Raw genomic sequence first — 14,374 nt, 5'->3', positions numbered from 1 at the left:
ATTAAAGCATTTTAAAAAATTCAAAATCTCGGATATAATCCCCCTCATCAAAAGCTATGCTTGACAAATGCAAACTCAGCGAGTTCGTGGAGAAATTTTCCATATGCCTCCAAGTTTTAGAAGGTATATAGAGACCATAATAGGATCTGTTTAAAGAAAACTTACTTTCTATCCCATTTTTATCGGTAATGATCACATCAAAACTTCCACTCAGCGCAATAATTATTTCCTGCTGTTGATGATAGGCATGCCCTCCCCTTATTTCTCCTCCTGGTACATCATACGTCCAAAACACTCGGTGAATTTCAAATGGAACTTGGTCTGAATTCTGTAAAAAAGTAAGATTACCCCTGGGATCTAGGATTTTGGGAAATTGGATAAGCTTAACCTGACTCATTGAATTTTGAAATAATCCTTATACCAATTCACAAAACTCTTAACCCCTTCTTTAAGAACTAGTTGAGGTTGATAGAGAAATTTGATATTCAACTGCTTAGTATCAGCAAAAGTAAGTTCCACATCTCCCGGCTGAGCTTCTAAAAATTCTTTTTGAAGCATTTTTCCTGTTTGGGATTCAATCTCATTTAAAAATTCTTCCAATTCAACTGGCTTTCCTTGACCAATATTGCAAATCTCAGCACCTTCTATTTTTTCTTTTTGATTGAAGACTTGAATGACTCCTCCTATGATATCATCGATATAGGTAAAGTCTCGTTTCTGCTTTCCGTAATTAAAAACTTTGATCGGAGTGCCTTCAAAAGCTGCTTTAGTAAATAAGAAGGGGGCCATATCCGGTCTTCCCCAAGGACCATATACTGTAAAGAACCGAAGAGCTATCGAATTGATCCCAAACAAATGGTGATAGGTAAAGGCCATCAATTCATTTGATCTTTTGGTGGCTGCATATAGGCTTACCGGCTTATTGCAAGGCTCATCTTCTGAAAAGGGTTGCACAGAATCCATTCCATACACGGAAGAACTGCTTGCATAGATCAAATGGTTAATCTTTTGATATCTAGAGAATTCCAACACATTTAGAAAACCTTCTACATTGGATTTGATGTAGGATTTGGGATTCTCCAAGCTATACCTCACACCCGCTTGTGCTGCTAAGTGAATTATTGAATCGATTTGGAATTCCTTTGATAACAACTCCCAAAGATTATCATCTGTGATATCAGCCTTGAGAAAGGTAAAGTCACCTGATTCGTATCTGGTAATTTCTTGAGATTCTAATTCAACTCCTGAAACACCCAATTCACTCAGCCTGGCAAGTTTCAGTTTTGGGTCATAATAATCATTCAGATTATCCACGCCCACCACTTGATGACCAAGTTCAGTAAGCTTTTTAGTAAGATGAAAACTAATAAATCCGGCAGCTCCGGTAACGAGGATTTGACTCACGTGAGTATTTAAAAGTTAAGGGTTAGTGGTAAGTATTCAGTGATCAGTGGTCAGTTGGCAGTGGTCAGTGAGCAGTTGTCGCGTTGTCAGGTTGTCGAAGGGTTGTCCGGCCTGGCCTGAGCGAAGTCGAAGGGTTCAGTCGCAGTGGTCAGTGATCAGTCGCAGTGGTCAGTGTTCAGTGGTCAGAGTTCAGTATTCAGTCGCAGTGGTCAGTGATCAGTAGTCGTCTGGTAATAGGGTTCGATGTTTGGCCCTTCGACTCCGCTCAGGGTGACAGGTTCGGAACTTTGAACTTCGAACAACTTTATTTTGATCCTATGCCGTAATGGGTAAATCCCATTGACTCCAAGTACTTCTTGTCGTAGATGTTTCTCCCGTCAAAGACCACTTTGTTCTTCAGTAGCTTTCCCACTACATCCCAACTCGGAATTCGGAATTCTGACCATTCGGTCACCAGCAGCAGCGCATCGGCATCAACCAGTGCTTCATAGGCGTCTTTGCAGTAGGTCACCTTATCGAAAATGTAGTGCGCTTTGGCTTCCTCCATGGCTACGGGGTCATAGGCTTTCACCTGAGCACCTGCGGCCCGAAGTTCATCGATGATCACCGCTGCCGGTGCTTCCCGCATATCATCTGTATTGGGTTTGAAACTCAAACCCCACATCGCAAAGGTCATTCCTCTCAGAGTTTCCCCGAAATGTGCTTTTACTTTATCCGCCAAAACAAACTTTTGCGCATTATTTACCTCCTCTACGGCTTGGAGAACCTTCAGCTCATAGCGATATTCCTTGGCTGTTTTGATAATGGCTTTCACGTCTTTTGGAAAGCAGGAACCTCCATAGCCCACACCCGGATAGATGAACTTATTACCTATCCTAGGATCCGAACCGATTCCTTTTCTCACCATGTTGGCATCTGCACCGACACGCTCGCACAGGTTAGCGATGTCGTTCATAAAGGAAATCTTGGTGGCGAGCATGGCATTCGCCGCATACTTGGTCATCTCCGCCGAAGGAATATCCATATAGATGATCCGGTCACCACTCAGTTGAAAAGGCTTATACAAGCGTTGCATAATTTGTTCCGCTCGGTCGTCATCAATTCCGATTACAATTCGATCTGGTCGGAGAAAGTCTTCCACTGCGGCACCTTCTTTCAGGAATTCAGGGTTGGAAGCTACCGCAAAAGGAAGGTTTGATCCTCTCTTGTCCAAGGCTGACTGAATGGCTGCTCTCACTTTTTCTCCTGTAGTCACTGGAACGGTACTCTTGGTGGCTACTACCAGGTAATCGGTCATTTTTCTCCCGATTTCATCTGCTACTGCCAATACGTATTTCAAATCAGCGGAGCCATCTTGGCCCGGAGGCGTTCCCACTGCAATAAATGCCACCTCGGCACCCTGTATCGCCTCTCCTAGGTCTGTGCTGAAATGTAACCTTCCGCTCTTATAGTTTCGGATGACAATCTCTTCCAAACCAGGCTCATAGATAGGCATGATGCCATTCTTAAGCTTTTCAATCTTTTTTTTGTCGATGTCCACACAGGTCACATCGATTCCCACATCTGCAAAACATGCTCCGGAGACCAGGCCTACATAGCCGGTTCCTACTACAGCGATTTTCATTTAACTAGTTGTTGGTTTAGAATTAGCGACTAGGCGCAGGTTTGGGCCTGTCCTGAGCGAAGTCGCAGTGATCAGTGATCAGTGGTCAGTGAACAGTCGCAGTGTTCAGTGATCAGGGGTCAGTGATCAAGGGTCAGTCGCAGTGGTCAGTGAACGTCATCGCGAGGAGCAAAATGACACTTAAAATTTAGTAAAGAAGTCTACTGCGAGGAAGCGATCTTGGTAGTGGTCAGTATTCAGTCGCAGTGGGCAGTGAACGTCATCGGGAGGAGCAGCATTAGGTATTGGGTGTAATGGATGGCTGCTGCGAGTGCCTGTCCCGATTTTTTCGGGAAAGCGATCTTATTAAAAGATTGCTTCGGGAAGGTAGATTTCAGTTTACTGGACATTGTTTTTACCCTTCCCTCGCAATGACGAATGCGACGAAGCGATCTTTAGAGTGATCAGTGATCAGTATTCAGTGTTTACCCTGAGCTTGATTATTGAGCCTGTCGAGATATGTCGAAGGGGTCAGTCGCAGTGGGCAGTGAACGTCATCGCGAGGAGCAGCATTAGTTATTGAGTGTAATAGTTATTTGCTGCGAGGAAGCGATCTTGGAAGTGATCAGTCACAGTAAGCAGTGATTAGTCGCAGTGGTCAGGGTTCAGTATTCAGTGTTTACCCTGAGCTTGTCGAAGGGGTCAGTCCCAGTGTGCAGTAAACGTCTAGTTATCCAGTTGTCTTACTTCTTATGTTTTACTTCTTATGTCTTACGTCTTTCACTAATTAATATCAATACAAAAAGCCGAACATCCAAAGCGGAATTTTGGTCCCTGTGCCGTATTCGAGGTCATCTGATACGATAAAGGAGTTGGGGATTCTTTGGATTTGCTTTTTGGTTTTTCCGCTTCCACCGACTTCCAGGGTGTAAGTTTGATCGATCAGGAAGTCTCCCTGATCGACATATTCGACTTGATACTGATAGCTCAATTGATTGACCAAGAAGGTTTCTCGGATCGATCCCTTTTCTGTGTTTTTTGGAGCCAGCGCATACTGAAAGTTGGTATTCTCCAAATAGATCTTATCCGGTTTTTGAAGCAGGGTAATTCCTGAAGCATCCTTGTAGATGTTTCGAGTCAAATTGGCTTCCTGAAGAAAAAACAGGTAGGTAGTGAAGGTATTCCTGTTTACTCCAATCCGTTCACTGAGCTTACTCACATTTGGAATAAATGGAACTGACTCTGAGATGATTTGCAGCAGCTGCTTCAACTTTGACACATACGATACTTCCACCTTTCTTAAAAGTGGCAATTCCACCTCAAGGGTCATGTTAATTACTTCTTCTATCCGATGGTAATATAGCGAAGGCACCTCCTGAAAATAGGGGAAATAGCCTGTTTTCAGATATTCCTCGAAATATTGTAGAGGCTTGAGAGTCCTGTTGATTTCTATGGATAGTTGGACATGATTCTGAACTAAATCCTCCAGTTCAACTTTTGGAAGCTGTACACCTGACTTGAGATGCAGGTATTCTCGGTAAGAAAGTCCTTGGAGCGTATAAACTACAGCTCTTCGGCTCAGATCGGCTCTGGCATTTAAAATCTCAAGAAGTGAAGATCCCGTAAATACAACTTTGAGTTCGGGATAGTCATCGTAGATGTTTTTTAATTCCTGCGACCAGTTGGGGTATTTATGAACTTCATCCAAAAAGAGGTACTTACCCCCTCTTTTTACAAAGTCTTCTGTGAGCGTACTTAGTTTATTCTCTCCAAACCAAATATTGTCCAAACTGACATAAAGGGTGGATTCATTGATCGGCAGATTTTCCTTGATGTATTGGAGCAAAAGCGTGGTTTTGCCCACTCCCCTCGCCCCTTTGATCCCTATCAATCTGGCATCCCATTGAATCTGTTCCATGAGATTCCGTTTGAAATCCAATGAAACAAGCTCAATTTTCTTATAAAACTTTTGGTAGAGGGAATCCATTTTTGCTGACTATAGTAAGCAAATATAGGGTTTTATTGCTTATCGGAGTAATCAGAAGTGAAGATTGAGTGGTCAGTAAACGTCATCGCGAGGAGCAGCATTAGTTATTGGGTGTAATGGATGGCTACTGCGACGAAGCGATCTTTAGAGTGATCAGTCACAGTAAGCAGTGATTAGTCGCAGTGGTCAGGGTTCAGTATTCAGTGTTTACCCTGAGCTTGTCGAAGGGGTCAGTCGCAGTGGGCAGTGAACGTCATCGCGAGGAGCAAAATGATACTTAAACTTTAGCGAAGAAGCTTACTGCGAGTGCCTGTCCCGATTTTTTCGGGAAAGCGATCTTATTAAAAGATTGCTTCGGGAAGGTAGATTTCAGTTTACTGGACATTGTTTTTACCCTTCCCTCGCAATGACGAATGCGACGAAGCGATCTTTAGAGTGATCAGTATTCAGTGGTCAGTATTCAGTGGTCAGTGATCAGTAATCAGTATTCAGTGTTTACCCTGAGCTTGATTATTGAGCCTGTCGAGATATGTCGAAGGGGTCAGTGTTTAAAGAGGTCAGACTACCTGAAAACCTAAGCTAGGGCTTTGGCAATCCTATTTTTTTCAGCATTTGATTAGCCTTTTCCAGCTTCTCAGGAAAAAGTACCTGACCATCAAATTGATTTAAACTTGAATCAATTTTGACAATAGGCGTTTTTCTTTTTTTCAAATCAGTCAATAAATTGTTAGAGTTCATCTTTTTTCAATTTGCTTGTTTTCGCCTTACCAAGAATCCTTCAAACTCTGTATCAGGTTTGAATTTTTCCCAATTGTCATTTAATTGCCCATAAATCTCAAAATCTTGATTCAACTCCTCAAGAAACTTTGAGATACCAATTCTATACAATCGAGTGCGTGATTTTGTGCTCCCAGTTAAATATACCCAAGAATCCGGATACTTGTCTGTAAAGGCATAAACAGTAGACGCCACTGTAGCAAGTACCTTGTCTCGATCTCCATTGTCTGTTATTATCCTATCATTTATTTGGCCAGTATCAGCATTTTTATCACCGAATGCCAAATTGAAAACCCCTTTTAGATTGGTTGGTTGGTATGCCACCAATTTAGCTACTCTACCAAGCTTACCCTCACTTGCGAATTCGAAAGTCATCAACTGATCACTTGATGATAAGGGGTATTTTGGTAAAATCATTTCAGCTTATCCCTGATTGAAGGTTTCAAATCTCCTGCTAGCCACATAAGGTTCTCCCACCAATTGAAATTCATTGAATATGGGATGGTTCATGAGTGCACTCAGGATTTCCAGAAGTCTGGGGTTGACTGTTTGTTTGTATAACATCTGAAATTCTCCTTTTCCAAATCAAACAAGACGCATAGAAACGAGAGCGTCACTTCATCCAAGGTCCTAATGGTCACCACCACCCTTTTGATCTCTTCAAGACTGTAAATTTCTTTAAGATTTTTCCAAACGCTCAAGACTCCATATTCCAAGACTCTTTCGATCAGCCATTTTTTGGATTGTACCAGATCAAACTTGCCTGCATCCACATCCCAAAAAAGATGAGGTGAAAAATCGGAGGGTTGAATTTTGGAGGCTAGATCTTTCATTTCATCTGTTTATTATTCGATTTTTTAAGGTCAGATGGAATGCCCTGGATTATCATTTCCCTCCCGAAACCAGTTCGGGACAAGTTGTTTGAGAAGCATTTTCTCATGGGCATTTCTATAAACTTAGCCGAATTAGACCAGATTCCCAGTAGTTTGAGTTGAATTGAATTTGAGGTTTCTTCCCAAGCTTCTCTTGAGGGGGGATGTGGTTCGGGCTTTCCTGCCGGAGGCAGGGTTCGGCCCTTCGACATATCTCGAAAGGCTCAATAATCAAGCTCAGGGTGACGGGTTTGGGGTTCGGAGTTCGGGGTTCGGTGTTCTTTGAACTTCGAACATGTTTCACCAGCCACTTGCCAACAGAAAATCACTGATATGCAGGTGTTTTACTCCCTGGATCGTGTCTTTAAAGAACTCATCCATCGTGATTACATATTTGGGAAAATGATCCGAAATAGCGAGCAAGGGCGAGAATTCTCTATCGATCGTCTCTGTACTTTCCAGCTTGTAAGCTACTTGAATGTAGATTTTTTGACCGTTCTGCTCAGCAACAAAGTCAATTTCCCGTTGGTCATATTTACCTACATAGACAGCATATCCTCTGCGCTTCAGTTCTAGATAAAGCAGGTTTTCGAGTACTCCTGCAATCATCCGATCCCGATATCCCATGGTGGCATAGAGCAAAGAGATATCCGCGAGGTAAAATTTCTCCTGCGTCTTAAGGATCTCTTTGCCTTTGACATCATAGCGCGAAACCCGATACAGGATAAAGGCACTTTCCAAGGCTTGGAGGTAATTGTAAACCGTATTGATGTCAATTTTTCGCTGTTGGCTTTTGAAGTAATCGGCCACGTTTTTCCCGGAGAAGGTATTGCCGATATTGTCGAAAGCATAGTGTATGACACGGTTGAGCAATTCGATATCCCTGATTTTGTGACGCTGCACAGAGTCTCTGAGAATCACTGAATCATATATATCCCGCACCACCTGATAGGCGGTCTCCTCTTCATAATCCAAGGTATGAATGACCGGGAACCCTCCTTTTCGAAGGTATTCTACAAAAAGCGAAAATTGACTTGCCGAAATCTCAGCATAAGATTTTTTAAACTCCAAAAACTCTGAAAATGATAGCGTAAAGATTGGAATTTCCACATATCGACCTGCAAGAAATGTAGCTAGCTCTGAGGACAGTAAATGAGAATTAGATCCTGTAATGTAAATATCCGTATCAAAGTCAACTAAAAAGGAGTTGATGGCCTTTTCCCAATCCTCTACCTCCTGCACCTCATCAAAAAGGAGGTAATACTTCCCTGAATCCGTGATTCTACGGTTCACTTCCTCATACAAACTTTTGGCCTGTGTCAGATGTGAATTGGCAAAGCTTTCAAAGTTGAGGTAAATAATATGAGTTTGGTTTAAACCGCTTCCAATCAACTCCTCTATCAGAAGCTTGAGGACTGTGGATTTCCCCGATCTCCTAATTCCGGTGATGATTTTGATCTGTGGCTTTCCGATAAACTTTTTGAGTTTATCGATATAGGAGTTCCTTTTAATCATTTTTTATGGGTATAACCCTAAAAATAATAATTTTCAAATAGTTTTTATGGTTATAGTCTTAAAAAATTGAAATTTTAATGAAATTTTTATGTGTTTGGCCCTTCGATAAGTTCGATGTTCGGGGGGTTACCCCCCCAGCCCCCCTGGAGGGGGGAGTAGGTTCGGGTCTGCCTGCCGAAGGCAGGGTTCGGCCCTTCGACCTATCTCGACAGGCTCAATAATCAAGCTCAGGGTGACGGGTTCGGAACTTTGAACTTCGAACTTTGGAACCTATCGCTTCTGGAGTAAATTTTTATCTGTGAGCACTCAAGTCTCCGATCATCATATCCTCTACCAATCCCTGAAGGTCGTATTCCGGAGTCCAGCCCAGTTGGGTTTTGGCTTTGGTCGGGTCGCCGAGGAGCAGGTCCACTTCTGTCGGCCTAAAGTACCTTGGGTCTACTTTGACTAAGGTATCGCCGACGCTCGGGGTTTGGGGTTCGGCCCTTCGACTTCGCTCAGGGTGACAGGTTCGAAGTTGGGAGTTCGAAGTTCGAGGTTCTGGGTTCGGTAACGTTGAACCTTGAACCTCGAACTCTTTCCCAATTGAATCGAAGTATTTCTGCTCATCGATGGCGTCGAGGATTCCGACTTCATCCACTCCCGTTCCTTCCCAGCGGATGGTGAAGCCGACATGGGCGAAGGCCATTTGAACGAAGTCACGGACTTTGGTGGTCTTTCCGGTGGCGATGACAAAATCCTCAGGCTTGTCCTGCTGTAGCATCAGCCACATGGCTTTGACATAGTCTTTGGCATGTCCCCAATCCCGCAAGGAATCTAAGTTACCCAAATATAGGCAATCCTGCTTACCCAAGGCGATTGCAGCTGCGGCCATGGTGATCTTTCGCGTCACGAAGGTTTCTCCTCTGCGTGGAGACTCATGGTTGAAGAGAATCCCGTTGCATGCGTACATGTTGTAGGCTTCGCGGTAGTTTTTGGTGATCCAGAATCCGTAGATCTTGGCTACGCCATAAGGAGAACGGGGATAAAAAGGCGAGCTTTCGTCGTAGAAGCCTGCTTCGTTTTTATTTTCAGGCATCCCGCCATAGAGTTCAGAGGTAGATGCTTGGTAGATTCTAGTCTTATTCTCCAGCTTAAGGATGCGCACGGCTTCGAGGATACGAAGGGTACCGATGCCATCTACGTTGGCCACATACTCCGGGGAATCGAAAGAAACCTTCACATGAGACATCGCCCCGAGGTTGTAAATCTCGTCGGGCTGCACTTCCTGGATGATGCGGATGATATTGGTAGAGTCCGTCAAATCCCCGTAGTGAAGCGTAAAGTTGACATTTCCCTCGTGCTGATCTTGGTAGAGGTGGTCGATCCGCTGGGTATTGAAGGAGGAGGCACGGCGCTTGATGCCGTGGACCTGGTAGCCTTTTTCTAAAAGTAATTCTGCGAGGTAGGAGCCGTCTTGGCCGGTAATGCCTGTGATTAGGGCGACTTTTGAGGTCGAAGAGTTGTTCATTGGTTTTGTTCGGGGTTCGAAGTTCCAAGTTCGGGGTTTACCCTGAGCTTGTCGAAGTGTTCGAAGTTCAGGGTTTACCCTGAGCTTGTCGAAGGGTTCGAAGGTTTGCTCAAGAATATTTGTTTCCTTTTCGTTCTGAGTTTTTGAGGTAGATCATTAGCGACTTAATCTTCGTTCTGAGTCTTTCTGTTCGATTCAAAACCTCATCTAGTTCAATTTGGTCAATGTAGGCCGAGTCAAAAGCCCGATAAGCTTGAGATCTTGTTTCTGCATTTGAGCCTCTCGAAATAGAAAGGAATTGGATAAACTCCTTATTTCCATCTCTATCAAATCCTTCTGCTATATTATCCATTATAGATCCTGATGATCCATTAATCTGACCAACCAATTTGAAATCTTTTGAAAATTGAGATTTTCTAGTCAAGGATCGGATAAACTTGCATAATTCTCGAGCTTCCTGCCATATTTCTAAGTCTTCAAACCGCTCAATCTTCATAAAAAATGGTTCAGGGTTCTAGGTTCGGAGTTCGGAGTTCGGAGTTCGAGGTGGTTGAACATTGAACTTCGAACCTTGAACAAATTTCTAGATTTTTACTTCCTTGAATGAGTCCTGATGCTGGAGAAACCACTCGTAGGTCTTGCGGATGCCTTCTTCTAGGCTGGTCTTAGCTTTCCAGCCGGCTTGGGTCATTTTGGAGACATCCATCAATTTTCGCGGAGTCCCATCGGGTTTGGTTGAATCCCAGATAATCTCTCCGGTATGGCCGACGATTTTCTGGATCATCTCTGCCAATTCCCGGATCGTCAGGTCTTCTCCTGTGCCTACGTTGTACAGGTTATCCTGAAACGTATTCTCGAGCGCAAAAACCACAGCTTCTGCCAAATCTTCCACATACAAAAACTCTCGCATCGGCATACCACTTCCCCAAAGTGTCACTGGCAAATGCTCTGCAGCCACTGCAAACTGATCACTGCTCACGGTTGACCGACAGGCATCATGAAACTTCCGGATCATGGCGGGCAGGACATGGGAGGTCTTCAGGTCAAAGTTGTCGTAAGGCCCATAAAGATTGGTCGGCATCAGGGAGATGTAGTCTTTGCCAAACTGCTTACGGATCGCTTCACAGGCTTTTACTCCGGTGATTTTTGCCACGGCATACCATTCGTTGGTAGGCTCAAGGGGTCCTGTGAGCAGATAGTCTTCTTTCAGCGGTTGAGGAGCCAGCTTTGGATAGATGCAGGAAGATCCCAAGAAAATAAACTTACTGACATCGGCCTTTAAAGCCGCTTCAATGAGGTTGTTTTGGATCTGCATGTTTTCCATCAGAAACTGGTACGGAAACTCATGGTTGGCCAAAATGCCACCTACCCTAGCCGCAGCGTCAATGACCACCTCGGGTTTTTCTTGTTCAAAAAAATGCTGCACTTCAGCCTGATTTCTCAAATCGAGCTCGGAGGAAGTACGGCCAATGAGGTGGGTATATCCGTTGGCCTCCAAGGCTCTCCAGATGGCAGAACCAACCATTCCACGGTGGCCTGCGATGTATATGCGAGTTGAAGCGTTCAAAGTTTGGGGTTCGAAGGTTAGTTCGCTAAAAATTAAGCGTTAATTCGTTCGAGGTTCGAGGGTTAAGCGTTTAGGATTAAACGGTATATTGTTTTGTTAGAGGTTCGCAGGTTCAGCGTTTAAATAAATCCTGATTTTCGATGCACCAGACAAATCACTGACGATACCAAACCTCAGGCAAGGGGTAATCTTGCTTAGCAGTACAAGGCCTGTCCAAAGGATGTGGAAAGGCAAGGGATGGCGACTTATGCAAGACTCGATCTTTTCTCAGGAATGTAAACTCCATGTATTTGGGAATAGTAATTCCCAATACATCGCTTGGTTGAGAAAAATTATTGGGATGAATATGGACTACTTGATGTGAGCTGAGCAGCTTATCAAAGACTTTTTTGACAATCTGAAAGAACGGAAGATTGAACAAATTATCCATGTCATGAAACTCGATAACCAATATTCTGAAACGGTTTAACATTTCCTGCGGAACTTGGATAAGTGTCTCCCATTCAGCCCCTTCTATATCCATCTGAAGCATCCAGTCACCCGGGACTTTATCCAGGTTTTGTGATTGGATCAAGTATTCCAGACTCCATTCATTTGCTCCAATACCCATAAATACCGGGTGAAAGTGAAATCCGGGATGAGCAACAGAAGGCCCATTTACAGATGCATCCATGAGGTGTACCTCCATTCCCCGTTCGGCACATTCCAATTCGAAGTGGGATTCCTGATCCACGCCAGGTGAGATCAAAAGTTGAATTCCTTCCAAATCATTGGGTACCAGATATCCTCCGTCCTGTTCAGGACCCAAACGAATCAGTTCCTTGTCCGTGTAGAAGGGTTTTAGCGATCGAATCAGGGAAAGAACCGCCTTTTTGTCTGTCATCAAGCCCGGAAATCGTTTTTTCTTGTGTAGCTGATGAAATAAGACTTTTCGCAGCGAAGGGATAATCATAGGGTCTTTCGATTACACGAGAATGCCAGACATGCTGGCATTCTAGTCATCTCATGAACTGATTTATTTTTTACCAGAGATGAACTTTCGAAACTCGACATAGTAATGAGGAAAGATCAGTTTGAGGTAGACTTCGATGCGGCTTTTAAACCCAATCCATTTACCCCAGTGATAAGACTTAAAATGGATATATTCCTCCAAGGCCAAGCCTTTTACAGAATGCGCAAGACGCCATCTAGCTATAAATGAAAGTTCCGGATCAGCCCAGTAAGGAAGGTCGTTTACACCACATTCCGCCAAATAGGCAGTAGAAGTGTAGCAAGAAAACCCGGCCTGGTGTGCCCTCATGCTGTAATCGTAATCTCCTAGGTAATGTGTATACTTCGAAGAGATCATCCCCAAAAATTGCTCGACTTCAGCAGGAATCAGCACCAAATTACCGTTCATAAAGGTAATTTTCTGAAGGGTTCCATTAGGGGGTAATGGCCGTATCGATTGGTCATGACCTCCATAGGCAAATTTTTGGGTACCCGGAATCGCACAGGCTCCGATCAAAATACTCAACTGGGTAGGGAGCTTAGCAAATTCTTCCCACAAATTCTGTAAGGCATTGGGATACAACACCGTATCATCATTTAGCCAAAGGTAAAAATCAAAAGATCCCTGAGCTTTTGCATGCTGCCAAGCTTGCCTCATTCCTCCTCCCCAATACAAATTCCCGGTTCCGAAAGTTAGATTTACTTGAGGAAAATGAGTCCTAATCATTTGACCGGTACCGTCAGAAGAATTGTCGTCACATAGGAAGACTTCCAATTGCATTCCCTGGGGCAGCTTTTGATTGAAAAGATTATCTAAGCAAGCCCTAGTTTTTTCTTTTCTGTTGAAGCAAGTAATGATAACCGCTGTTTTCAGATGAGATTGAAGCTTTTCCTTATCCCCAGAAATTTGGGTTTAAAATATTTCTCCTTTAACGCTTGAGGAGCCAACTGCTTGATTGGATTTTTTCACCCAGTCCATCGAGCAGTTCGATCCCTAATTCCATGCAAACCGGAGCTTCCGGAATGGATTGGTTGTTTTGGTCCCCACCGTTTGCGAATGCAAGGTGGTAGGAGTCGGACAGTTCTTGATGCACTTTTCGGATGGACTGGCAGACTGTTCGATCCTGATCGATGGATAGGTACACCCGATCCACGCTCTTGATATTGGAGACGATAAACATGCGTTCGTCTTCCAGTTGAAACTCCTTGGATCCCTTTAAGGCGCGTTGGTGGTCATTGTTGACAATGACAATCAACTCATCCCCTGCTGCCTTGGCATGATTAAAATACTCCACGTGCCCTTTGTGAAGGGGATTGAAATACCCTGAAACAATTACAGCTTTTTTCATCCTTTTGTCGAATTGATGAATTGATGATTGGTCGAATTGATTAACCACCTAATTGATAAACCAAAAGAGAGACTTGGATAGGAAGTATTTTGTCCCATTTATATGATTGAAAGATCACAAGATTCTATGCTGTAACCTCAGGTTCTAAGTTTGTCTTTCTAATTTTCAATTCGGACTATCTGGTACTTATACCGGGAATTGATCTTATTCATGATTTCATCCATTTTCAATCTGAATCCCGTACAGGTTTGCTCTGAAATGTATTCCATATCAAAGGCATAAATCAGATGATTCATAGTTTCCAATGAACTTGAAAAGGCAATATTGGAAAAATGTGCTTGATCATTATGTGTTGCTCTACCCGAGCCCTCAGCCAAATTACTGGCTATACTTGAGGAAGATCGTCGTAATTGGGATATCAATTCAAACTTTTCATCAGGAGGAAAATTCAAGGTTAGCTTCTTAATCTCAACCCTGATTTTCCTTGCCAATTGATCCACCTCCAGCTTCTCAAACCGATAGGTAAACCAATTATTTTCCATGATTTCTTTTTCTTACCAAACCAGTTAAACCTTCATCCATTCATCAATTGAACAGCCTGGACACAGCTTCGCCCTTTCAGTCCCATTGAAGAAAATCGAAGTACGAAAATGAATCCTACTCCCACCTGTGAAATAGGTCGATATTCTTAGGTCCTTAGCGGATCATTCAGGTTTTTATGGCCAAACCTTGAATTTTGAGATGTTAGTTAAAAAAGAATTAAGCCATTTTTAATTGCTTTTCATCCGTGTTTTTGATAC

At 43.4% G+C, this 14,374-nt stretch carries 15 protein-coding genes; all 15 read right to left on the bottom strand.

Annotated elements, in window-relative coordinates; translation table 11 throughout:
* Position 1 precedes the first annotated feature (1 nt).
* The 15 genes from ACFPIK_RS05105 to ACFPIK_RS05035 all read right to left on the bottom strand — a co-directional run bounded on the left by ACFPIK_RS05105 (position 2) and on the right by ACFPIK_RS05035 (position 14,116).
* Complete coding sequence (locus ACFPIK_RS05105) at positions 2–397, bottom strand: sugar 3,4-ketoisomerase (RefSeq protein ID WP_377912905.1); 396 nt, start codon at positions 395–397, stop codon at positions 2–4.
* Entirely contained in the window at positions 394–1,404 is a 1,011-nt protein-coding gene (locus ACFPIK_RS05100) for an NAD-dependent epimerase/dehydratase family protein (protein WP_377912903.1), read from the bottom strand. Before ACFPIK_RS05100 ends, ACFPIK_RS05105 begins: the two co-directional genes overlap by 4 nt.
* A gap of 304 nt (positions 1,405–1,708) precedes the next feature.
* A complete protein-coding gene (locus ACFPIK_RS05095) occupies positions 1,709–3,028 on the bottom strand; it encodes a UDP-glucose dehydrogenase family protein (protein WP_377912901.1) in 1,320 nt (439 codons plus the stop codon).
* A 236-nt stretch (positions 3,029–3,264) separates the two neighbouring features.
* On the bottom strand, positions 3,265–3,417 hold the full coding sequence (locus tag ACFPIK_RS05090; protein ID WP_377912899.1) for a hypothetical protein: 153 nt from the start codon (positions 3,415–3,417) through the stop codon (positions 3,265–3,267).
* 383 nt (positions 3,418–3,800) lie between these two features.
* Positions 3,801–4,994, bottom strand: a complete 1,194-nt coding sequence (locus ACFPIK_RS05085) for an ATP-binding protein (RefSeq protein WP_377912897.1) — start codon at positions 4,992–4,994, stop codon at positions 3,801–3,803.
* A gap of 744 nt (positions 4,995–5,738) precedes the next feature.
* Positions 5,739–6,188 (bottom strand): DUF6934 family protein, encoded by a 450-nt coding sequence (locus tag ACFPIK_RS05080; RefSeq protein WP_377912895.1) that lies wholly within the window; start codon positions 6,186–6,188, stop codon positions 5,739–5,741.
* A gap of 101 nt (positions 6,189–6,289) precedes the next feature.
* Positions 6,290–6,604, bottom strand: coding sequence for a DUF6922 domain-containing protein (locus ACFPIK_RS05075; protein ID WP_377912893.1), 315 nt, complete (start codon positions 6,602–6,604; stop codon positions 6,290–6,292).
* 339 nt (positions 6,605–6,943) lie between these two features.
* Positions 6,944–8,158: an ATP-binding protein gene (locus tag ACFPIK_RS05070; protein WP_377912891.1), complete on the bottom strand. Its 1,215-nt coding sequence runs from the start codon at positions 8,156–8,158 to the stop codon at positions 6,944–6,946.
* A gap of 292 nt (positions 8,159–8,450) precedes the next feature.
* Complete coding sequence (gene gmd / locus ACFPIK_RS05065; RefSeq protein WP_377912889.1) at positions 8,451–9,668, bottom strand: GDP-mannose 4,6-dehydratase; 1,218 nt, start codon at positions 9,666–9,668, stop codon at positions 8,451–8,453.
* Positions 9,669–9,777: 109 nt separating this feature from the next.
* Positions 9,778–10,164, bottom strand: coding sequence for a four helix bundle protein (locus ACFPIK_RS05060; RefSeq protein ID WP_377912887.1), 387 nt, complete (start codon positions 10,162–10,164; stop codon positions 9,778–9,780).
* An 87-nt stretch (positions 10,165–10,251) separates the two neighbouring features.
* Positions 10,252–11,235: a GDP-L-fucose synthase family protein gene (locus tag ACFPIK_RS05055; RefSeq protein ID WP_377912885.1), complete on the bottom strand. Its 984-nt coding sequence runs from the start codon at positions 11,233–11,235 to the stop codon at positions 10,252–10,254.
* 154 nt (positions 11,236–11,389) lie between these two features.
* Positions 11,390–12,187 carry a hypothetical protein gene (locus ACFPIK_RS05050; protein ID WP_377912883.1) on the bottom strand — a complete coding sequence of 266 codons (798 nt, stop codon included), beginning with the start codon at positions 12,185–12,187 and terminating at the stop codon, positions 11,390–11,392.
* Positions 12,188–12,250: 63 nt separating this feature from the next.
* Positions 12,251–13,081, bottom strand: coding sequence for a glycosyltransferase family 2 protein (locus tag ACFPIK_RS05045; RefSeq protein WP_377913360.1), 831 nt, complete (start codon positions 13,079–13,081; stop codon positions 12,251–12,253).
* 73 nt (positions 13,082–13,154) lie between these two features.
* Positions 13,155–13,574: an adenylyltransferase/cytidyltransferase family protein gene (locus ACFPIK_RS05040; protein ID WP_377912881.1), complete on the bottom strand. Its 420-nt coding sequence runs from the start codon at positions 13,572–13,574 to the stop codon at positions 13,155–13,157.
* 158 nt (positions 13,575–13,732) lie between these two features.
* The gene (locus ACFPIK_RS05035) at positions 13,733–14,116 is read right to left on the bottom strand and encodes a four helix bundle protein (RefSeq protein WP_377912879.1); all 384 of its coding nucleotides are present in this window, start codon (positions 14,114–14,116) and stop codon (positions 13,733–13,735) included.
* Positions 14,117–14,374 lie beyond the last annotated feature (258 nt).

The organism is Algoriphagus aquatilis, assembly GCF_042657405.1.
Classification (GTDB): domain Bacteria; phylum Bacteroidota; class Bacteroidia; order Cytophagales; family Cyclobacteriaceae; genus Algoriphagus; species Algoriphagus aquatilis.
The sequence above is the reverse complement of the archived record's forward strand: the minus strand, read 5'-3'. Positions and strand labels throughout refer to the sequence as shown.